A 21,969-nucleotide genomic window follows, 5' to 3' on the forward strand; every position below is an offset into this window, starting at 1 on the left:
GATGGATTATGGCACTTTTCAAGGCATTTTAACCATTGTTGTAATGGTGACATTTGTTGGTATTTTCTTTTGGGCATACAGTAAGCATAGCAAATCAAAATTTGATGAAGCCGCTAACTTAGTATTCGCAGACGATGATAAACCAACCACGTCGCAAGACTCAGGAGAACAGAAGTAATGATTATGAGTAACTTCTGGAGTATTTGGATTACCGTACTCACACTAATCGTAATTGCAGGCTGTTTTTTCATCCTTCGTAAAATGTCGAAAAATAATACCGGCATCAAAGAAGGTGAATCTATGGGTCACAGCTTTGACGGTATTGAAGAGCTCAATAACCCACTGCCAAAGTGGTGGGCTTATATGTTCTATATCACTATCGTATTTGGCTTGATTTATTTAGCTATGTACCCAGGTCTTGGAAACTACAAAGGCTTATTTGGTTGGACAAGTTCAAACCAAAGTGTAAGGTCTATGGAAGAATCTAAAGCCGCTGTTGATGCAGCAAAAGCTGAAAACCGTTTATCACAGTACGATCGTGAAGTTGCACACGCTGATGAAAAATATGGTCCAATCTTTGCTGCTTACTTAGCCACTCCTTTGGAGGAGCTAGTAAAAAATGAAGAAGCGCTAAAAGTAGGCGGTCGTCTATTTTTACAAAACTGTGCGCAATGTCATGGTTCAGATGCTCGTGGCTCTAAAGGCTTCCCTAACCTTACAGACAAATCTTGGTTATATGGCGGTGAATTAGCTGATATCAAGACCACATTAATGAATGGCCGTAATGGCATGATGCCGCCAAAGGGTGGTTTACCAATCGAAGACAGTGAGCTTGAAGGCTTAGCTGAGTACGTTGTTAAACTGTCTGGTGGTGAACATGACGCGGCTTTGGCTGCCCAAGGTCAAGGTTCATTCATGAAAGGTTGTTTTGCTTGTCATGGTATGGACGGTACAGGCAACAAATTCATGGGCGCACCTAATTTAACCGACAATGATTGGTTATATGGTGGCAGTCGTGGCGCTATTGTTGAATCTATTAAGTATGGCCGTGCTGGTGTGATGCCTGCATGGAAAGATATATTAGGTGAAGAGAAAGTTCACGTAATTACTGCATACGTTTATAGCTTATCTAACAAATAGTTACATAAATGAAAAATAAAAGGCCTCGTCTTAATCGAGGCCTTTTTTTTAAGTGATTATTCAGGTTCAACCCTGTAAAATGGTCGCACTATATTGATTCTAATTTGAAGGTACATCATGTCAGATATACAACCTTGGTATAAGCAGTTTTGGCCGTGGTTTTTAATTTTACTGCCGCTTTGTGCTGTTGTTGCCAGTATCAATCTGTTATTCACAGCATTAGATAATTCTGACTCATTAGTTGCAGAAGATTACTACAAAGAAGGTAAAGCCATTAATATGGACTTACGTAAAATCAACTATGCTAAGCAAATCGGTATGCAATATCAGGCTAAGATAGATGACAACATGGTCGAAATCACCCAACATGGCGGCCCTGCATATACCGCCGCATTGAATATTGACTTCTACCACAGAACCATCAAAGAGTCTGATATCAGTCTAAAGGTAACAGCCGATGGCGCAGGTGTTTACCGGATCCCTTTAGATGAATCAATAAAAGGTCCTTGGGAAATTCGTATTGAAGGATTTGATGGTCAGTGGCGCATTCAACAACGCATTGATATTACAGATGACGTAGAGTATTGGTTAAATTAGCCCCCCTTTGATCTGAGCTGTATATCATGACCCCCTGTTTTCACTGTAATGAGCCTGTATTAACGGGTGATAAATTCTCCACCACTATAGATGGGCAAGCACAAGTGATGTGTTGCCCAGGCTGCCAAGCAGTCTCACAAGCCATTATCGATTCTGGATTATCGAATTATTATCGTTTTAGAAGCGAGCCAGGTAATCGTCAAACCGCATTGGTCCCCGATGCGCTTAATCAATTTAGTGCTTATGATTTGCCTGAAGTACAGCAGGATTTAGTACATCGCCAAGGTGATCTCGACAGTATTTCATTAACCATTGATGGCATTACTTGTGCTGCATGTGCATGGTTAATTGAGCATAAAGTTAAAACCTTATCAGGCGTTACCCAAATTGCGGTCAACTCCACCACCCAACGTGCCATGGTTAGCTGGCAAGCTGACACTATTGCACTGAGTACCATTTTAAAACAGATTAGTGACATTGGTTATCAAGCTGCGCCATATCAAGTAGATGACCAAGAAAAGCTCAGTAAATCCGAAGGTCGAAAATTTTTACTTCGCCTTGGGTTAGCAGGATTTGCAACAATGCAGGTGATGATGTTTGCATTTGCATTATATTCTGGTTATTTCACGGATTTAGATGTTGAGTTACGTGACTATTTTAGATGGGTCAGTATGATTTTTGCTGCCCCGGTGGTGTTTTATTCTGCGCAACCTTTTTACTTCAGTGCGATAAGAAGCTTGCTCTCTGGCAAATTGAATATGGATTTGTCGGTATCAATTGCCATTGCTGGCGCCTATATTGCGAGTTGTATTGCCACTATAAATGGCACCGGAGAAGTGTATTTTGAATCGGTTTCAATGTTTACCTTCTTTTTATTATTAGGTCGTTATTTTGAACAACAAGCAAAGCAAAAAGCTTCTGTCAGTTCAAGTAATTTACACAAGCTTATCCCTGTTACTGCTCATATTATTCAAGATAAACAAGTTGTTGAAATAGCGGCTAAAAAGTTAAAAGTAGATGATATTATTTTAGTGCGGCCGGGTGATATTGTTGCTGCTGACGGTGATATTATTTCAGGGTTATCCAGCATCAATGAGTCGATGCTCACGGGCGAACAAATGCCAGTGACCAAGCAAATTGGCCAAAAAGTCTTTGCCGGCACAATTAATATCGATCAACCATTAGAAGTAAGAGTTAAAGCGCTGGGGCAAGATCAACTTGTTGCTGAAATTATTCGCCTTCAGGAGTTTGCATCAAACAACAAGCCTAACATTGCTTTATTGGCTGACAGATTGGCCAGGTATTTTTCCGCTACTATTTTAACCATTGCTACCCTCACCTATTTTATTTGGTTGCAAATATCCCCTGACGATGCTTTTTGGATAACGCTATCTGTTTTAGTTGCTACCTGCCCGTGCGCATTGGCACTTGCAACACCTACCGCGGTAACGTGTGCCACGGCCATCTTTACTAAACTCGGCATTATTACCCGTAAATCAGGTGTATTTGAAAAGCTGCCACAGATTAATCATGTTGTGTTCGACAAAACGGGCACATTAACCTGTGGCCAATTATCATTAGGAAGCGTGCAACTGTTTGCCGATATCAATCAAGAGACTGCATTGTCATTAGTGGCGAACCTAGAGCAAGGTTCGATACATCCTATTGCGCAAGTATTTACCCCTTATAGTGATAAAATGCTGTTGGTAACAAATATTAACCATCAAGTGGGTAAAGGCGTTCAGGGTATTTATCAACAACAGATCATCAAGGTAGGATCTTTAGCTTTTTGTCTACAAAATACCGACAATCTGAATATTGATCCACATAGCCAACATCAACATGTGTATTTAAGTCTTGCTGATAAACTCATTGCCTCGTTCGAACTCAATGACCTCATTCGTCCTGACAGTGAACAGGTGATAAAAGCGTTAAAGGATCAATCAATCATGGTCAGCATGGCAACAGGCGATAGTTCTGGTCATGTTAAATTTTTGGCTGATAAATTACATATTACCGATATTCACTCCGGTATGAGTCCTGAGTCAAAATTAAATCTCATTAACAGCTTACAGCGCGATAAACACGTGGCTATGTTTGGCGATGGCATTAATGATGCTCCAGTACTAGCCGGTGCGAATATTTCGGTTGCGATGGGAAGTGGCAGTGCGATAGCAAAAAACAGTGCTGATTTAATTTTACTCGGTGATCATTTGTCACGCTTCAATGATGCTATAACCGTCGCAAAATATACTAACAAAATTATTAAACAAAATTTGGCATGGGCGTTCGGGTATAATGTTATTATTTTACCTCTGGCGGTAACAGGCCATGTGGTTCCCTATATTGCCGCTATTGGCATGTCGTTAAGTTCTATCATTGTTGTCAGTAACAGCTTAAGGCTGCTTAGGTTAAAATTATGAGTATCATATACGTACTAATCCCAATTGCGATGCTGTTTGTATTAATTGCCGTTGCTATCTTTTTTTGGGCAGTGAAAACAGAACAATTTGACGATCTGGATAGACAAAGTGTTTCGATACTGTTTGATGACGATAAGCAGATTACTCCGACAAAGTCTAACGTAGCCCAAACTACACCATTAGCCAAAGAAAAACCTGAGATGCCTTTGTGATTGAATATAATTACCTAGGTGCTTTTGTTGTCGGCTTAATGGGCGCAGCACATTGTTTTGGTATGTGTGGCGGGTTAATCGGGGCATTTTCAACCAACCTTCCCCAACGCCCAGGCAACCAGCTTGCTAATCAACTGAGCTTCTTATTAAGTTACAACTTGGGTAGAGTGATAAGTTACACTATCGCAGGGGCACTGGTTGGCGGCAGTACTGCTGCATTAGGCCACATGTTCGCCATAGATAACTACCTATTATATCTTCGTTTTTTTGCTGGCATCATGATGGTGTTGACCGGCTTATATATCGCACAAATTTGGTTTGGTATTGTCTATATTGAGACGATCGGCAAAGGTCTTTGGAAACTCCTACACCCCCTGACTAAACGATTGTTGCCGATTAAGCACCCAAGCCAAGCTGTAATAGCAGGCATGGTTTGGGGGTGGCTACCCTGCGGCTTAGTCTATAGTACCCTGACATGGTCTGTTGCATCTGGTAGCGCCCTTGATGGCGGATTAATTATGTTTGCCTTTGGTTTAGGAACACTTCCTGCTTTACTCAGCGCAGGTTTAGCAGCTAAAAAGCTTGCGTCTTGGGTACAAAAAAAGGCGGTGAGATTACTCAGTGGTCTACTGTTAGTTAGCTTTGGTTTACAAACAATCTATGTAGCAATTCAGCAACTTTAGTGGCTGCACAATTTGATTTAGTTTAACATGTTAGTGTCATCAAGATTTAGGAACAGTTATGCCAAGTGATTCACTCAAAGTTAGACGCCCAAACACGGGTGGTTGTGCCATTCATTGTCATGACTGCAGCATGGGAGCACTTTGTATTCCTTTTACTCTGAACAATTCAGAGCTTGATAAACTTGATAATATTATTGAAAGAAAGAAGCCTGTTCAAAAAGGCGATCAAATTTTTAAATCGGGCGATAACCTTCGCGCGTTATACGCTATTCGCTCTGGTACCATCAAAAGTTATACCATTACCGAACAAGGTGATGAGCAGATAACAGGCTTCCATTTAGCGGGAGACGTGATTGGATTTGATGGTATTCATTCACAAATGCACCAAAGTTTTGCTCAAGCTTTAGAAACCTCGATGGTATGTGAAATCCCCTTCGACACATTAGATGAATTATCTGGAACAATGCCAAAATTACGTCAACAAATCATGCGCTTAATGAGCAATGAAATCATGATTGATCAAGAAATGATTTTATTATTATCAAAAAAGAATGCCGAAGAACGACTAGCCGCTTTCATTTATAACCTTGCAAATCGTTTTGGGGAGCGCGGTTTTTCTCCTAAAGAATTTCGCTTAACCATGACCCGTGGTGATATCGGTAATTACCTTGGGCTAACCGTTGAAACTATTAGCCGCTTACTTGGCCGTTTTCAAAAATCGAATTTTATTGAGGTAAACGGTAAATATATATCGATTAAAGATCATCACGCATTAGGTTTATTGGCGGGTCATTCACGCTTATCGACATAATGGTGAATGTTTGATCTAGCTCAAGTTATATTTATTAGTAAAAGGTGATACTGCTTATATCACTAACTGCTTAAATTTAAATAGCTTTGGAGGTTTTATGAAGGAATATAAAAAAATACTGGTTATTATTAACCCGACCACAGACCATCAAGCCGCCTTAGATAGAGCCATTGAATTAGCCTCTAAAAGCCAAGCACAAATTACCGCATTTTTATCTATCTTTGACTTTTCCTATGAAATGACTTCTATCTTGTCTGCGCATGAGCGTGAAGCAATGAGACAAGGTGTTATCGATCAACGCACTGCTTGGCTAAATGCGCTTATAAGCAAAATCAATCTTGAAAATATTAAGATTGATACCCAAGTTGTGTGGCACAACCGCCCTTTTGAATCTGTGATCCAATTTGCGATGGCTGGCGAATACGATTTAATCGTTAAAAGCACCCATGCACACGATAAACTCAAAGCGGTTATTTTTACCCCAACAGATTGGCACCTAATGCGCAAAGCGCCGCAACCGGTGTTAATGGTTAAGGAACATGATTGGCCAGTTGCAGGTAAAATTCTTTGTGCAGTTAATGTTGCATCAGAAGATGAAGACCAACAAAATCTCAATGGAAAAATCATTCAATACGCGCAAGATTTAGCGGTGAAGTTTTCTGCCAGCGTGCATCTAGTAAACGGTTACCCCGGTACGCCGGTTAATTTAGCCATTGAGTTACCTGATTTTGACGCTAACGCATATAATGACAGTGTGCGCATCCAACATGAACAGCGCGTTCAGTGCCTAGCAAACTCATACAATATTCCAAATGAAAATTGTCATGTCGAAGAAGGCTTACCTGAAGATGTGATCCCTGAATTAGCCGAAAAACTTGATGCTGAACTGGTTATTTTAGGTACAGTTGGCAGAACCGGTTTTTCTGCAGCGCTTATTGGTAATACGGCCGAACATGTTATTGATAGTTTAAATTGTGATTTATTAGCATTAAAGCCAGATGGGTATAAATCACCTTTAGCTGAATAACTAGATTATAAACTTGAGTTGTACTTTACCCAGTAACCGATTACTGGAATAATACGCGCCCTGAAACACATAGTTACTGGGCGCATTTTTATGTCTGAAGTCGATTTACAAGAACAAGTTAAAAAAAATACCACCCGCATGAACAAACTTCAAAAACGTTTACGTCGAGAAGTGGGTATGGCTATCGCTGATTACAATATGATTGAAGACGGCGATTTAGTCATGTGTTGTTTATCTGGCGGTAAAGATAGCTATGCCATGCTTGATATCTTAATTAATCTTCAACAACGAGCGCCAATTTCTTTCAACATTGTTGCAGTCAACCTTGACCAAAAGCAACCGGGTTTTCCTGAGCATATTTTGCCTGCGTACTTAGATACGTTAGGAATTGCCTATCACATTCTTGAAAAAGACACTTATTCTATTGTTAAAGATAAAATTCCAGAAGGTAAGACTACTTGCTCCCTATGCTCTCGATTACGTCGCGGCACCTTGTATGGATTTGCACAACGGATCGGTGCAACTAAAATCGCCCTTGGCCATCACCGAGACGATATTATAGAAACGTTGTTTTTAAACATGTTTTATGGCGGAAAGATGAAAGCTATGCCGCCTAAATTATTATCCGATGATGGCGCCAATATGGTGATAAGACCATTAGCGTATAGCAGAGAAAAAGATATTGCTGAATATGCGGCATTGAAGCAATTTCCCATAATTCCTTGTAATTTATGCGGCTCTCAGGAAAATTTAAAACGCGGTGCGATTAAAGACATGCTGAACTCTTGGGATAAGCAATATCCTGGCAGAATTGAAACGATATTCACTGCGATGCAAAATACCGCACCATCCCAAGGTGTTGACCGAGAAAATTTCGATTTTCTAAGTCTTAAACGGGATGAAAATGCACCTTTAAAAGGTGATGTAGCAGAATCAGATTTACCCGCATTTGATTTTTTAGATATCAGTAACAATGGCCATATTGACCTTGATGCAGCGCAACGAATTGATGTTGTAACCACATTTAAGCCTTAACCTTTGGGCTTAAATCGCTCACTATAAATGCAATTGTTGAATTGCATTAGACATCACTCAACAAAAGCCCTTCATTTGCTTAACACCGTGCAGTTAATTAACTGTGCGGTGTTATGCAAAAATTATCCTACGAAAATGACGCTTTCATTTGAACGGGATCATTTTTTATCCCGAGCGACTTTTCGATACAGAGCGACTTTTCGATACAGAGCGACCTGTCACCCCCAATAAACTCTCTATTTTTTGAAAAGCATTACCTATAGATTGGATTGAATTAGCATTGGAGCAAACCAACAAACCTGGTGCTCTAGTCGCGTTCGGTTGATGCGGTGCGCAATAGCTTCACTGGAAACTATCCCAAAATCTCAACACGATGATGGAAAAGTTAAACAATTTATCTTGCCCCAAAAAACGAAAACAGCCCTAAAGTAGAACCGTTCTAATTAACCCAAGGACTTAATATGTTTGGTTTTTCAGAAAAAGATAAATCCTGTATCGATTCAATCTGTTTTGAACTTAAGGTGACGCGAGACTGTATCGTAGCTGTTTTACCATTCATCGTCATAGTGAGTGGTTTATCATCCACAAACTCAAATGTCAGCCCTGTTAATGGCTTTCTGAAATATTTCATAGGAAAACCTTGCAGGGTGTCAAGTAGACCGTTCATATCATCAAGAACTAACTGTAACGATTTGCCAGTGTAACGAATCAAGGTTTCACGTGCCCTAACCTGCATAGCGATGCCGCATTGACTCGAATCCCCCTGTACTTCAATATTAACTAGGCCACGATTTGATTTTAAATCATCATCAAATGGCATAAAAATACGTTGGTCTTTAGTATAGGTGAGCGGAAATGATTGTGATTCAGTGGTGATATTACCTGATACAATGGTGCAGTTTTCTGATTTAGGTACGCTAAAGACTAATTCTACATAGGGATAACTGGCTTTATTGACCCGTTTTAACGGATTGTAAAAGCCGCTGTATTCTAAAGAAACGGTATCTGAAATTGCATTAAAACTGGTAAACACTAATAACGTTAACCCTAACACAACACTCTTACGTAATAACATAAACAATCCTGTTCAAACAATAAACAACTACCAAATATGCCTACAATAATGCATGTTTTTTGCGTTTATCACTGTAATTTATAATACAATCAAGGCTCATATTCTATCACATTAATTTACTTAAATTCTCAAGGAAAGAGACCGTAGCCTTATGTTAAATCAACGATTAGCCAGTTTTAATAAAGTAGTTGCCATTGGCGGTGGCCATGGTCTTGGTCGCGTTCTGGCTTCTTTGTCTTTTTTGGGCGACAGGCTAACGGGTATTGTAGCAACAACGGATAATGGTGGTTCTACGGGGCGCTTAAGGCAAGACCAACATACCATCGCGTGGGGTGATTTAAGAAATTGTCTTTCTCATTTGGCGCCAAGACCATCACTCAGTTCACAGCTATTTGATCACAGATTTGTCGGCAACAACGAACTGTCTGGGCATAATTTAGGTAATGTGATCCTTCATGCGCTCGATCAACTTTGCGTTAGGCCACTTGATGCTGTCAATCTTGTTCGTTCATTGCTTAAAATCAACACATCAATCATTCCTATGTCTGAAGCCTCTACGCATTTAACCGCATTAACTTATTGCGGTAGTAAAATTATTGGTGAATTAAGTGTTGATGAAATGAAAGAAGCTCCAGTAGCCTTGAGTCTTGAGCCAGAAGTGGATGCAACAATTGAAGCATGTGAAGCTATTATATGTGCAGATCTTATTATATTGGGTCCAGGTAGCTTTTTGACCAGCATCATTCCGCCATTGTTATTGCCAAAAATCGCACAAAGTATTCAACAATCACAAGCAAAAGTGATATTAATTGATAATTTAACCAATGAGTATGCGGCAGCGAATCAATTTAGTATCAGTGAAAAAATCAATTGGATCCATCAAGTTGTAGGAGCTGAAATAATCAGTGATGTGATTCAACAATCAACTCTTTCTGCCATTGAGCATTCTGACAATTCTGAACATTCAGAAATTAAGTTTCATCAATTTGATTTAGTCAGTTCTCATCACAAAGGGTTACACGATAAAACCGCATTAGGTGATGCTATCTGTCAGATAACACGCAAATAAAAATGAACTGTATAGGCAGTCATGTCAGTCAGATAAACTGACTGGCGTTATTTTTTGTCAATATTTACAGGGTTTTCATTTCACTTGTATTGGATAAAAGCGCGGCTCACGCCTGAACGAAAAGACAACAAACTCCGCTTTTTGGTTAAATCAGTAAATTTTTACGCAATGCCGGCAAGCATTGGCTGATAAACTCTTGAGGCAACAGTCGCTGAAGCGCAGCAGCTTCAATGTTTGATAAACAACGGTTTACAAGATTATATTGCTAACTAACCGCATAGAAAAAGGCCTGCAACATTTTTATTGCAGGCCTTAATACATCAATTAATAAAGCAGTCAACCGCTGTAAAAAATACTTATCAGATCGGCGTGCTTAGGTAGTACTTATTGTTACCGAATATTAAAGCACTTGGGCAATTGCCTTACACACAGCCGGCATATTGTCTTTGGTCAAACCCGCAACACTAATTCTGCCTGATCCGACGATATAAATAGCAAATTCATCACGTAAACGGTTAACTTGTTCCTTGTTTAGTCCAGAGAAACTGAACATACCATTCTGGCGTGAAATAAAGCTAAAGTCTTGGCTGACGCCTTCTGCTTTCAGACTGTCAACAAATAAGGTACGCATTTGCGCAATGCGCTCACGCATTTCAGCTAATTCTGCTTCCCATTCAGCTTTTAACATATCATCAGCTAAAATAGTGCTCACAATTAAACCGCCATGGGCAGGTGGATTTGAATAATTTGAACGAATTGTCTTTTTAATTTGGCTGAAGCTGCGCTCTGCCGTTGCTTTATCTTCAGCAACTAATGTAACTGCGCCAATACGTTCATTGTACAAACCAAAGTTTTTTGAAAAAGAGTTAGCAATTAATAACTCAGGCACAACCTTTGCTACCGCACGTAAACCTTGAGCATCTTCTTCAATACCTGCTCCAAAACCTTGGTAAGCAAAGTCAAACAAAGGCAATAATGACTTCTCTAAGCAAAGTTGGCCAACCAGTTTCCATTGTTCAATGTTTAAATCAATGCCCGTAGGATTATGACAACATCCATGCAGTAACACTATGTCTCCAGCAGATGCTTGATCTAAGTCAGCTAACATTGCGTCAAAATCCATATCATGCGTGGCTGCTACGTAATATTGATATTGCTTAACCGTTAATCCCGCTGTTTCAAAAATATTTTGATGATTCGCCCAGGTCGGATTACTCACCCATATGGTTTTAGATGTGGTGTTTGTAGCTAAAAAGTCAGCCGCAACACGTAATGCTCCGGTTCCACCTGGCGCTTGTGCGGTCACCGCGCGATGTTGCTTAACTAATTCACTATTTTCACCAAACAATAATGTCTGCACGACTTGGTTGTAGGCTTGAACGCCTTCAATTCCGAGGTAATTTTTGGTTTTTTCGATTTCAAGTAACTTAGCTTCGGCTTTTTTTACTGACTTAAGCACAGGAGTTTGACCCGCTTCGTCTTTATAAATCCCTACCCCTAAATTCACTTTATGGGCACGGTTATCCGCTTTAAAGGTATCAGTTAAGCCTAAGATAGGATCCGCAGGTGCTTGAGAAACTTGAGAGAAAATCATTACAACATTCCTAAAAATAGTGAAATACAGATTAGTGAAGCTCTTTATACCACCCTAGCGCAATTCTGAGTAGTGAGAAGTTTGATTGATTAATCGATAAAGACACTAAACTTAAGATATATCAAAAAAATGACAAATTAATGCAGATAATTAAATAATATTGCTTATTTTTTATTATCTATAATGAACATATTGAGCTGATGGGGACTAACTGATAACCACGACAGTCTTGTTGAGGGGATAGATGACCAATCTTAAAAATCATTGCTCCTAACTTATTAAGTATAATTAAAAGATTGTTGATATTTAGCAATAAAAAAAGCCTCATCGTTTGATGAGGCTTTCTCTAATTTGGCGGAGCGGACGGGACTCGAACCCGCGACCCCCGGCGTGACAGGCCGGTATTCTAACCAACTGAACTACCGCTCCAAATTCTTTGTAAGTTAATTATTCAATTAACCTACTGAAAACTAGGCTTAATAACTTGTCGTTTTCAATTGCGTTGAATAATAATGCTGGTGAATTATATCGTCAACTCTTTTTTTAAAAAATACTATCGTTTTGTCAAAAAATGAACAGTCTCAGCCAAATCTAGCGCTTATCATCGGGAAGCATTAAGTCAATATCATCCAATGAAAGGCTATTTTCTGTGCCGCCTTTTTTTAGCTCTTGCTCTTTTAAGCGTATTTCCGCCGCGGCAAGGGCTTTTGCTAGCGCTTGTTTTTTACGCCAGATAATAAAACCTATAATACCTAACAACAACAAGATACCGTTTATTGTTGCAATCCAAAAAATGGCATCATTTTTGGCTTTTTGCTCTTCAATTAAGGCCAGTTGTGCCGCTTTTGCCGCCAATTCCTCTGCGCTTGGCGGTGGTGCTGGGGGCTCAACCAGGTTAAAAAACATTTCTGGAATATTCAGTAAAATTTCACGACCACGTATTGCGGTACTGGATACGGTGCCTTTAACACGGTAGCTTCCATATTCAGAAACTGAGGGTAGCGCTAGCATATATTCTGGAGTAGGAATATCCATTAGTACCACTGGAATTTGTAAACCTGCTGGGCCAACTAATTCAAGTTGTAAATGTGTTTGCGAAAGAAGTACTTCGGCTTCATTGACTGATATCGCTAGATGCCAGGTGCCAGTTAATGGATCCTCTGGAGCAACCATTTTGACGTTTATGGGCTGCCTTGATAATAAAAAAGGCATATTGTATTCACGTTCAAAAATATTATTACGGGCTGTTACGGTTAAATTATAATGACCTGCAGGTTGTTCTAAATTGATGCTGCCAGTAAATATGCCATCATCGGGTCGCTCATCTAACTCTTCGCCGTTATCTTTATATGCACCAACTATAACTGTCCCCGTAGCAAAATTGTCATCTCCGGGTTGATGATCACTGGTGAACTTTGCTGTCCACTCGATCATGAACTCTAAACCAGGCATGCGCATGGTTAAATCATCTGCCGTTAATCTTGACGCAACTTTTAGGCGCTCGCCTTGATATAAAGGTTGCGGTAACGGCTCAACATCAATATTGATTTCAGACACTTTTTCAATTTTTGAGCCAGGTAAAACATCACCGAGTAACTGCCATGGTCCTGCTGTTGGATTAGCAATGGCTATAATATCACCCGTGATACCGTCCACCCACTTAACAGAACTAGGATGACGCGATGAGTACCATTTACTTCCATCGGGCTGCACTACAACAACGGGCGATGATCCATAATTGCGTTGAACAATTAAGGTAACTTGCTCAACTTTATGGTCGATACGAAAACGGTTTTTTAATTCCATAGCATAAGGTGCAGGAACATAATCACTGAAGGAATCAGTGTTATTAGCAGCATTCGCTACCACTGGTAGCATAAAACAAGCGCTGATTAAAACCGAGAAAAGATGAGCACCCTGTATTTTCATTAAACGATTTATCCTCTCCAGAGGCACTTACCTGATTTAGCAACTAAATCAAGTCTTTGTTCATGTAATACTATTTCATCGGCCGAGGCGTTGATCACTTTAAGATTAAACGCATTTTGTTCAATTCTTTTAATCCCGCCAGCCTCTTGCCCCGCTTTCTCACTCGATAAATTAAATTTGATTTGACCACCGGTCATAATCAAATACACATCCGCTAAAATTTCAGCATCGAGTAATGCGCCGTGGTATGTTCGCCGGGAGTTATCTATACCGTAACGACGGCACAAAGCATCAAGGTTATTTTTCTGGCCGGGATGTAAGCGTTTTGCGATGGCTAAGCTGTCAAGGATGCTACAGATATCTTTAGTTTTCGGCCCAACAGGATTGAGTTTCGAAAATTCATGATCCATAAAACTAACATCGAAGGTTGCGTTATGTGCAACAATTTCAGCGCCATCGATAAAGTTAATAAAGTCTTGGGCTATTTGATGAAACCTTGGCTCACCTGCCACGCGCTCGTCAGTAATACCGTGAACTTGAATGGCTTCTGGGTCAATTAATTGCCCAGGATTAATGTATTGATGATACGTTCTCCCCGTCAATCGACGATTGATAACCTCTACGCAACCAATCTCAATGATCCTATGGCCAATATATACAGGGCCTCCAGCTTGGTTCATGCCCGTTGTTTCAGTATCTAAAATTATTTGTCGTGATGCGGATGAAATGATATTCATTTATTTAGTCATCTTCATGTTGTGGGTATACTAACGTCAAAGTTTTCTTAATATTAAGTGTAGCAATTCGATGACTGAACTAAAACAACTTCATATTTATACTGATGGGTCATGTCTTGGTAATCCGGGTCCTGGCGGTTATGGTGTTGTCATGAAATATAAACTGCAGCAAAAGGAATTATCAGCCGGTTATCAGTTAACCACCAACAACCGTATGGAACTATTAGCTCCAATCATTGCTTTAGAGTCCTTGTATGATAGTTGTAACATTATTCTGATCAGTGACAGTCAGTATATGCGTAAAGGGATCACACAGTGGATCCATGGTTGGAAGAGAAAACACTGGATAACCTCTGCCAATGAACCCGTTAAAAATGTCGATTTATGGAAAAGATTAGATGCTGTCAGTCAAAAACATAAAATTGATTGGCGCTGGGTGAAAGGTCACTCCGGCCAAATCGAAAACGAACGTTGTGATGAATTAGCACGGGTTGCCGCAATGGGCAAAAACCTGCTGGATGATGAACATTACCACGCAAACTAACTCTTTATTCGTGATTTCAATCCTGCCCGCCCCGCACTTGGCGCTGCAGACCAATTAGTGGATTTTACCTTTTGTTTATCTCTTATAGGTGTTAACGGTGTATCCACTTTTTTTGCCACAATAAGGTAAATTCCGCCCGTACTTGGAAGCCATTTTTCAAGTTGATTATGCCAAGCAAATGTGCTCGGATAGTCTGTCAATAAATGGTGATACACCAGTCTTTCATCGGATAAGATTTGATACCCCAATAAACCTAGCCAATCTTTTACCCTTGATGGCATAAAAAAATGTCCACACCAAGGGGCTACATTCTGAAACTGCGGTAATAATTTACCAAAAAACAGTGGGCTAATCGGATTAAATCCACTCAGAATGATGTGCCCGCCTGAGACTATTACCCTATCTATCTCTCGCAGAACACGGTAAGGATCTTGCTCAAACTCAAGTAATGAAGTCATTAACACTGTGTCGATAGAACTACTCTGCAATGGTAAGTCTTTTGTAGAGGCTTGAATAACACCGCCTTCACTTTCAAAAAGGCTAAAATGATGATTGATTTGACACTGTAAACTGTTTATTTCAGCACTTAAGGGGCCTAATTTTAAAAGATGGTAACCAAACAGCCTCGGCCACCACAGATTTAAACGGTCTTCCAACTCGGTTTTCAGTTGCTCACCTGAAGCGAATTCAAGCCAACTTAATGGTGAGCAAGCTTCGGTCGGAATATGTGCCAAAGAAATCTCCTTCAATTTACCTGATAGTTTGCAGTCAAACGCAGTAATGTTTACTCTAGCAAATCTGTTAGCGAAACTCGAGAATCATCATGTATAAAACCCACCGAATTCCGGCATTTAACGATAATTATATTTGGGTTATTGAAGACACTCAGGGGGCGGCTTATGTGGTCGATCCGGGATGTGGCAAAAGTGCCATACATTATTTAACCTCTCACAACATCCAATTAGTGGGTATTTTAATTACCCATCACCATAAAGATCACACGGGCGGAATTGCATTATTACAGCAAGCTTATGGTCAAAAATTGTCAGTGTATGGTCCTAAAATTGAAGCCATTGGCGGTTTAACTTCACCCATTAGTTTAGCCGAGCACACTTCAATAACACTCACCCTGAAACATTGGTCACTGCCTATTCAAGTCTATAGTGTGCCTGGACACACTCTTGGTCATATCGCTTACCTGATTGATGACAATTTATTTTGCGGCGACACTTTATTTAGTGGCGGGTGTGGACGCATGTTTGAGGGCACTGCGGCACAAATGAGTCAGTCACTTTCTTTATTGGCCTCGTTACCCGATTCAACTCAGGTTTTTTGCGCCCATGAGTATACTCAATCGAATCTCAAATTCGCTACTGCTGTAATGCCAAGTAATAAAGCGCTAAAAACCTATATCGAAAAGGTCAATCGTTTGCGCGCTGAAGGATTGCCAACCATTCCATCAAGCATTCTGCAGGAAAAAAAAGTGAATCCATTTTTACGATGTGAGGATGAAGAAATAAAATTAAGCGTTAGCTCACAATTTAATCAAAAAATTACAGATAATATTCAAGTGTTTAAAAATTTAAGGCTGTGGAAAGATAATTTTTAACCTTACATAAAGAGAGTTTAATAAGACAGGCAAATAAATTTCATCTACAATGCTGGATTCGACATTTCTAGGCTGAGAAAACATCTCGATAAAGTTAGAAAGACATCATATCAGATTTAGATTCTGAATCTTAGTTTTAGGGATTTTTATTCAATGAAAACAAAGTTATCACTACTTTCTGCTAGTGTAATATTAATGTTGGGCTGTCAATCAATTACCCCCAATGTTAATGACAACGCAATTAACGATACTTCGTCGGTAAAAATCCCTGCGAAAACCAGTAAACAGCAGCCTACCACTATTGAAGACATCGAACAGGATGTTGCCGAGGTTAATGATGTTTGGCAACGTATCCGTGATGGGATGCAACTTAAAATTGCAGAAAAAGAACTCGTTGATAAATATCGACAGTGGTACATAGATAACCCTAAACACCTAGAAATAGTGACTCAACGTGCACAGCCATTCCTGTACTTCATCCTTGAAGAAATTGAGAAACGCAACTTACCAACAGAATTAGCTTTATTGCCTGTGATTGAAAGTGCTTATAATCCGACAGCTTATTCACCTAGTGATGCTTCTGGACTGTGGCAGTTAACATTACCCACAGCAAATGCATTTAAAGTTAAAACAAATTGGTGGTATGACGGCAGACGTGATGTAAGAGCATCAACGCTAGCCGCATTAGATCTACTCGAATACCTCTATGTAAAAATGGGTAAAAACTGGAATTATGCTATTGCAGCGTACAATTCTGGTGAAGGCCGAGTGCTTAATGCCATTAAACGTAATAAAAATAATGGTAAAGAAACTAATTTTTGGATGCTAAAACTGCCAAAGGAAACTGCACATTACGTTCCTCAATTAATGGCGCTTGCAGATATTATTAAACACTCAGATGAGTTAGGTATCCATTTACCCGCTATTGAGAATAAGCCTCAAATCGAAATAGTGAATATTGAAAGTCAGTTGGATTTGAATTTAGCTGCCGATATGGCAAAAATTTCCGTAGATGAATTAAAAACACTTAATCCTGGATTATTACGCTGGGCAACTGCACCAATGGGGCCACATTTATTAGCGGTACCAGCAGACAATGCTAAATCATTTAAACAATCTCTCGCCGCACTTGAACCCGATGCCCGTATTAATTGGGTCAGGTATAAAATTAAAGCTGGCGACAGCATTGGTGAAATTGCTCAGCAATTTGAAACATCTCCAACGATGATCCGCAATAGTAATGGGATTAAGGGTAATAATATTGTTGCAGGTAAATTCTTAATTATTCCTGTGGCCAGTAAAGATCCAGACTTGGCAAGTATGAGTGCTGATCAATTACTCGCACGCAAACCCGTGATAAAGTCTAGTAATCAACGCCAAATATACACGGTAAAATCGGGTGACAGTTTATGGGCTATCGCGAACAAAAATAGTGTTTCAGTAGACCAAATTACCAAATGGAATAAGCTTAAAAAAGATCAGTCACTCAAAATTGGTCAAAGCCTCGTATTCTATCCTAACCAAATCGCTAAAACTGACTCAAATAATGAAAAAGTAGTCAGCTATAAAGTTAAATCTGGAGATTCATTAGTACGTATTGCCGCAAGGTATAAAGTCACTGTTGCTGATTTAATGGAATGGAACAGTCTGAAAAAGAATAACTATTTACAACCAGGACAGATGTTAAAACTATTAATTAGTAATAGTTAATTTTCAACATCCCCAGTACCAAAAAGCGGTTCAACCTAATAGGCTGTAACCGCTTTTTTAATCTTCACAATTTGACTAATGATATTGATATTCAGTTCTGTTTAATCAGGCATGGTCTGGCAAAACTAGCGTTTACTCAGCAAGCTGTAACTCAACGATAATATCATTCATGGATGGTAAATCACTCTCTTGAACCTTCCCGACAAACTTGGCTTGTAATCGATAGCCATTCGTATTTATCTTTTCCAGAACTTCAGCAGGCACATTAAAATTTGCCTTGAGCGATTTACCTGCCCCAATTCGAACTTGTCTGAGGGCTTGGGTAAACATCATGGTTTCAGACCATGCCCATATTTTTACACCCGATGGATTTAGCAGCCACAAATCAGCTGTCATGCCAGAATTGAATTGAATATCGACCCCATGTGCAGCTTGGTTTGTCACTGTTAATGACACCGGCATTGATTTAGCATTTTGATAAAATGGCACCACATCTAAATGGCCATTCAATACAGCTTGACTCATGACTTGCATTGGTTCTCCCGCTGACACCTTAATCGTCTGGTTGCTGTTAGCATCCGTTTTAACATGCTCGGCATTCACATCAGAATTCACCGTCCCAGCACAACCAATCAAAACCCATAACGACATTGCGCCAAATATTTTGCGCATTACAATCCTCCTAATTTCTTAAATAAACTGTCTTTCAATTTATCGGTTTCTTTGTTTAATTTACTTTTTAATAATGCTTGCGTATCTAAGCCAAATTGAGGTTCTTGAAAACTACCGGTAATTTTTAACGGAATATCAATACCCGATAAAGATGTATTATCTCCGCCCTGACCGGCAAGTGAACCAACCACTTTGGTGATAAGGCTATAATCAATTTGTTGACTGATTATATTGGCGCTACCTTTACCATCTAAACGAATCAACGGTGAAGCCATCGCCAGATTGGGATTGGTTAAAAAACCATCACGCAGCGTAAAATCGCCTGTTAAGCTGGTAAAATCGGTTTTTAATTCTTGTTTATCTTCAGCAGATAAATCGCCTGATAACTTCTTTTGCGCACTGCGGATCATTTGCGGAATATTGACGCCATACAAAGAACCATCGGCAATCTCAAATTTTCCATTGGCAACCAGTTGCTGTTTTAGCTTAGCGGGAATGAGGCTACTGCCTTGACCTTGAACAGAAAAACTCGCGGTCCCGGAAAGTAAATCCACTTCAGCAACATCAGTGAGTAATGGTCTAATTTGTACACCCTTGAGGGCGTTATTAAATTGATAGCTGGGAACCTTATTTCGCGCATCAATAGTCGCTTTCATATTGATGTTACCCTGATACAACTGCGCTGTTAGCTGTTTTATATCAATAAGCCCTTGTTTAACTGTAGTATTTAGCTGCCAGTTTTGAGTGCTAAGATTATCAATTTTAATCGATTTAGCCTTTAGACTAACGCTTAGGTCGAGGCCTTTTAATGCGGATAAATCAGGCTCTGTTTCAGCAGGCTGCTGCGAAGGTTCACTTTTGCTGGCGTTATTTTCTGTGGATTTCGGCAATAAAGCATTTAAATCAATATCAGCAAATTCAGCATTTAGATCGATAACAGGTACTTTTTTTGAGTAGTTAACGGTGAGTTTTGCTGAAGCTTGAATGCTATCAATTGCAAGTTGGCTGATAATCAGTTCAATATTTTTCGTGTCTAATGCAACTGTAAAATCAGCCAGAATCGATGATTTTACGGTTTTATTGGGTAAATGATTACCTTCAACCACGTTCTGGATTGAGAAATCGCTGATTTGAATCTTATCAATATTAGTAGAAACGTTTATTTTTCCAGTTCCAGAAGAAGATAAAGCCATATCAGCTAATTCAGCTTCAAATTCGTAGGCCATGTCCGCAAACTTACCTAGAGAAAACTGACCTAAAGTAAATGACTTGAGAGTAAATTGTTGTTCTGAATTGGTTTGCATATCAATCATATTAATCTGCATATTTGTGATCGAAACACCCCCTACTTCAAAGCTTGATAAAGGTATACGGCGCTTATGATTGGCAGCATCTACAGATTGCATTTTTTCGGTTGAGCCTGAAGACAAATCATCAAGGCTGCTATTACCTTTTTTATCTGTGATCAAATTAAGTGTCAGGCCATCTAAAGTTAAATTATCAATTTTAACTTGCTGACTAAATAACGGCAGTAAAGCAACACTGGCAACGGCCTGTTTTACTTGCAGCATCTGTTGTGGTTGAAAATTGTCAGGGTTACTAAACGCAACGGAACCAACGTTGATACCCAGTGTAGGAAAAAAGCTCCAACTTAAATCCTGATCAATCGTTAACGTTCGTCCCGTGTGTTGTTTAACGGCATCAACAATCTGAGGTTTAAAATCATTAATGTTGAAAAACACTGTCAAATAAAGCACCGCGCAAATACCGATAGCGAGTATTGATATCACCAGCCATTTTATTACTTTCATAACCAATCCTTAACTTTAAGCTGTTCAAGATACAGGTAATAAATCATAGTCATTATAGCGCTAATGCGACGTCACTGATTGCAACACCATTTAAGTCAGCATAAATTGTCATGCCATTTTTAATATTGATTGAATTTATTTCAAGGTCTATACCCGTTTCACCTAGCCCTTTTTTATCGGTTTTAATCGGATTCACTCCCAATGCCTTTACACCAATATTCATGCTATTGATTGTTGCAACATCACGAATACAGCCATATATAACAATCCCTTGCCATCCATTATCTACAGCGCTTTGTGCAATCATGTCACCCAATAATGCTCGTCTATTAGAGCCGCCGCCATCAACAACTAACACTTTACCGTGACCTGGTGTTGCCAAGACATCCTTCACCTTTGAATTATCTTCAAAGCATTTAACGGTGATTATTTGCCCTGTAAATACAGTATGTTGACCGAATGTTTGCCAGGGTAAGTTAATTAACTGCAATTCTTGCGGGTAGTGATCAAAAAGATCAGGAAGTAAATCAAGCATAATGCCTCCATGCGACATAGAAAAAAGGTTTGAGTTTAAGACTAAAGAAAAAACCATGAATGAACAAGTGCTTATCTTACTCGGGATCTACAGAGGGGCAAAACTTGATCACAATACAAATCAATAGTTCAAGGGGACTACATAGTAAATTAAGTCACTAATTTAAGTGACTAATTTTTGTTTGTTATTTATACTTTATTCTTTTATTGATACTTAAATTAGCTATGAAAAACAATTTAGATCTTGCTCGCGTTATTAATGCGTTTGACGAACTTGAATTTGAACAACGCACCACCACAAACCTTGAAAATGCCCGTAACAAACCACAAATGCGCACTTATATTCAGTCACTGGATTTTAGTTTGCGTCGTTTAAAAATCTTGCAGGAAACAATAAACGAGCTTGTTGAAGACAAACAATCTGAGTTAGTACGCCAAGAAAAAATACAAACCTATAAAACGAAAATCATAAATTTATCACGCCAATATAATCTGAGTTACCAAGACGTGCTCAATATAATGGCCAAACTGAAACAATAAGTCCGTATTTGTTGCACTGTAACTTGGTAATGGACAAATCATCGAGTGTATTGATGTTTAATGCCCATCGTAATCCATAAGGTACATGCTAGCTGATGAATATACATGATAACGCCGGTAAATTTTATCATGACAACATATCATGAAAATCTGCCTAGTTATTCTGCATTTATTTTTTGCTTTTCCTGATCACTTATTTACTGTGATTGCTCTATAT

General features: G+C 39.4%; 22 protein-coding genes and 1 tRNA gene. 14 read left to right on the forward strand and 9 right to left on the reverse strand.

All coding sequences use genetic code 11. The features are described 5' to 3' along the window. Window position 1: 1 nt before the first annotated feature. The 9 genes from OHT75_RS14915 (at window position 2) to ttcA (ending at window position 7,928) form a co-directional block, all read left to right on the forward strand. The gene (locus OHT75_RS14915) at window positions 2–178 is read left to right on the forward strand and encodes a cbb3-type cytochrome oxidase subunit 3 (protein WP_261298256.1); all 177 of its coding nucleotides are present in this window, start codon (window positions 2–4) and stop codon (window positions 176–178) included. 5 nt (window positions 179–183) lie between these two features. Continuing rightward, window positions 184–1,140, forward strand: coding sequence for a cytochrome-c oxidase, cbb3-type subunit III (gene ccoP, locus OHT75_RS14920; RefSeq protein ID WP_264728206.1), 957 nt, complete (start codon window positions 184–186; stop codon window positions 1,138–1,140). A 117-nt stretch (window positions 1,141–1,257) separates the two neighbouring features. After that, a complete protein-coding gene (locus tag OHT75_RS14925; protein ID WP_264728034.1) occupies window positions 1,258–1,737 on the forward strand; it encodes a FixH family protein in 480 nt (159 codons plus the stop codon). Between the two features lie 26 nt (window positions 1,738–1,763). Then, on the forward strand, window positions 1,764–4,160 hold the full coding sequence (locus tag OHT75_RS14930) for a heavy metal translocating P-type ATPase (protein ID WP_264728036.1): 2,397 nt from the start codon (window positions 1,764–1,766) through the stop codon (window positions 4,158–4,160). After that, the gene (gene ccoS, locus OHT75_RS14935; protein WP_264728038.1) at window positions 4,157–4,372 is read left to right on the forward strand and encodes a cbb3-type cytochrome oxidase assembly protein CcoS; all 216 of its coding nucleotides are present in this window, start codon (window positions 4,157–4,159) and stop codon (window positions 4,370–4,372) included. The genes OHT75_RS14930 and ccoS overlap by 4 nt, the downstream gene beginning before the upstream one ends. Further along, complete coding sequence (locus tag OHT75_RS14940; protein ID WP_264728040.1) at window positions 4,369–5,055, forward strand: sulfite exporter TauE/SafE family protein; 687 nt, start codon at window positions 4,369–4,371, stop codon at window positions 5,053–5,055. Before ccoS ends, OHT75_RS14940 begins: the two co-directional genes overlap by 4 nt. Before the next feature lie 58 nt (window positions 5,056–5,113). Continuing rightward, window positions 5,114–5,866: an electron transport transcriptional regulator EtrA gene (etrA, locus tag OHT75_RS14945; protein ID WP_264728043.1), complete on the forward strand. Its 753-nt coding sequence runs from the start codon at window positions 5,114–5,116 to the stop codon at window positions 5,864–5,866. A 97-nt stretch (window positions 5,867–5,963) separates the two neighbouring features. Then, window positions 5,964–6,893 carry a universal stress protein UspE gene (gene uspE, locus OHT75_RS14950; protein WP_264728045.1) on the forward strand — a complete coding sequence of 310 codons (930 nt, stop codon included), beginning with the start codon at window positions 5,964–5,966 and terminating at the stop codon, window positions 6,891–6,893. A 90-nt stretch (window positions 6,894–6,983) separates the two neighbouring features. After that, entirely contained in the window at window positions 6,984–7,928 is a 945-nt protein-coding gene (ttcA, locus tag OHT75_RS14955; protein ID WP_264728047.1) for a tRNA 2-thiocytidine(32) synthetase TtcA, read from the forward strand. A gap of 439 nt (window positions 7,929–8,367) precedes the next feature. Here ttcA and OHT75_RS14960 read toward each other — a convergent pair whose 3' ends face one another. After that, complete coding sequence (locus OHT75_RS14960; protein WP_264728049.1) at window positions 8,368–9,003, reverse strand: DUF2987 domain-containing protein; 636 nt, start codon at window positions 9,001–9,003, stop codon at window positions 8,368–8,370. A gap of 151 nt (window positions 9,004–9,154) precedes the next feature. Here OHT75_RS14960 and yvcK point away from each other — a divergent pair, with 151 nt between their 5' ends. After that, entirely contained in the window at window positions 9,155–10,072 is a 918-nt protein-coding gene (yvcK, locus tag OHT75_RS14965; RefSeq protein WP_264728050.1) for a uridine diphosphate-N-acetylglucosamine-binding protein YvcK, read from the forward strand. Window positions 10,073–10,472: 400 nt separating this feature from the next. On the opposite strand, the gene OHT75_RS14970 is transcribed toward yvcK, so the two are convergent. The 4 genes from OHT75_RS14970 to dnaQ form a co-directional block, all read right to left on the reverse strand. Beyond that, window positions 10,473–11,666 (reverse strand): amino acid aminotransferase, encoded by a 1,194-nt coding sequence (locus OHT75_RS14970; RefSeq protein WP_264728052.1) that lies wholly within the window; start codon window positions 11,664–11,666, stop codon window positions 10,473–10,475. 352 nt (window positions 11,667–12,018) lie between these two features. Next, a tRNA-Asp gene (locus OHT75_RS14975) sits at window positions 12,019–12,095 on the reverse strand. Between the two features lie 162 nt (window positions 12,096–12,257). After that, a complete protein-coding gene (locus OHT75_RS14980; protein ID WP_264728054.1) occupies window positions 12,258–13,595 on the reverse strand; it encodes a TIGR03503 family protein in 1,338 nt (445 codons plus the stop codon). Between the two features lie 8 nt (window positions 13,596–13,603). After that, the gene (gene dnaQ / locus OHT75_RS14985; RefSeq protein ID WP_264728055.1) at window positions 13,604–14,332 is read right to left on the reverse strand and encodes a DNA polymerase III subunit epsilon; all 729 of its coding nucleotides are present in this window, start codon (window positions 14,330–14,332) and stop codon (window positions 13,604–13,606) included. A gap of 70 nt (window positions 14,333–14,402) precedes the next feature. On the opposite strand from dnaQ, the gene rnhA reads away from it, so the two are divergent. Beyond that, the gene (gene rnhA, locus OHT75_RS14990; RefSeq protein WP_264728058.1) at window positions 14,403–14,876 is read left to right on the forward strand and encodes a ribonuclease HI; all 474 of its coding nucleotides are present in this window, start codon (window positions 14,403–14,405) and stop codon (window positions 14,874–14,876) included. Here the strand turns inward: rnhA and OHT75_RS14995 are convergent. Beyond that, entirely contained in the window at window positions 14,873–15,610 is a 738-nt protein-coding gene (locus OHT75_RS14995) for a class I SAM-dependent methyltransferase (protein ID WP_406682032.1), read from the reverse strand. The genes rnhA and OHT75_RS14995 overlap by 4 nt on opposite strands. A gap of 89 nt (window positions 15,611–15,699) precedes the next feature. On the opposite strand from OHT75_RS14995, the gene gloB reads away from it, so the two are divergent. Both gloB and OHT75_RS15005 read left to right on the forward strand, forming a co-directional pair. Next, a complete protein-coding gene (gloB, locus tag OHT75_RS15000) occupies window positions 15,700–16,485 on the forward strand; it encodes a hydroxyacylglutathione hydrolase (protein ID WP_264728060.1) in 786 nt (261 codons plus the stop codon). 153 nt (window positions 16,486–16,638) lie between these two features. After that, the gene (locus tag OHT75_RS15005; protein ID WP_264728062.1) at window positions 16,639–18,195 is read left to right on the forward strand and encodes a LysM peptidoglycan-binding domain-containing protein; all 1,557 of its coding nucleotides are present in this window, start codon (window positions 16,639–16,641) and stop codon (window positions 18,193–18,195) included. A 132-nt stretch (window positions 18,196–18,327) separates the two neighbouring features. Here OHT75_RS15005 and OHT75_RS15010 read toward each other — a convergent pair whose 3' ends face one another. The 3 genes from OHT75_RS15010 to OHT75_RS15020 are packed head-to-tail and all read right to left on the reverse strand — an operon-like array spanning window position 18,328 to window position 21,213. Beyond that, a complete protein-coding gene (locus OHT75_RS15010) occupies window positions 18,328–18,867 on the reverse strand; it encodes a BsuPI-related putative proteinase inhibitor (protein WP_264728064.1) in 540 nt (179 codons plus the stop codon). Further along, on the reverse strand, window positions 18,867–20,678 hold the full coding sequence (locus OHT75_RS15015; RefSeq protein ID WP_264728066.1) for an AsmA family protein: 1,812 nt from the start codon (window positions 20,676–20,678) through the stop codon (window positions 18,867–18,869). The genes OHT75_RS15010 and OHT75_RS15015 overlap by 1 nt, the downstream gene beginning before the upstream one ends. A 52-nt stretch (window positions 20,679–20,730) precedes the next feature. Then, window positions 20,731–21,213 (reverse strand): putative 4-hydroxy-4-methyl-2-oxoglutarate aldolase, encoded by a 483-nt coding sequence (locus OHT75_RS15020; RefSeq protein WP_264728069.1) that lies wholly within the window; start codon window positions 21,211–21,213, stop codon window positions 20,731–20,733. Window positions 21,214–21,437: 224 nt separating this feature from the next. On the opposite strand from OHT75_RS15020, the gene OHT75_RS15025 reads away from it, so the two are divergent. Beyond that, on the forward strand, window positions 21,438–21,752 hold the full coding sequence (locus tag OHT75_RS15025) for a hypothetical protein (protein WP_264728071.1): 315 nt from the start codon (window positions 21,438–21,440) through the stop codon (window positions 21,750–21,752). Window positions 21,753–21,969 lie beyond the last annotated feature (217 nt).

This window comes from Shewanella subflava, from assembly GCF_025971955.1.
GTDB lineage: Bacteria > Pseudomonadota > Gammaproteobacteria > Enterobacterales > Shewanellaceae > Shewanella > Shewanella subflava.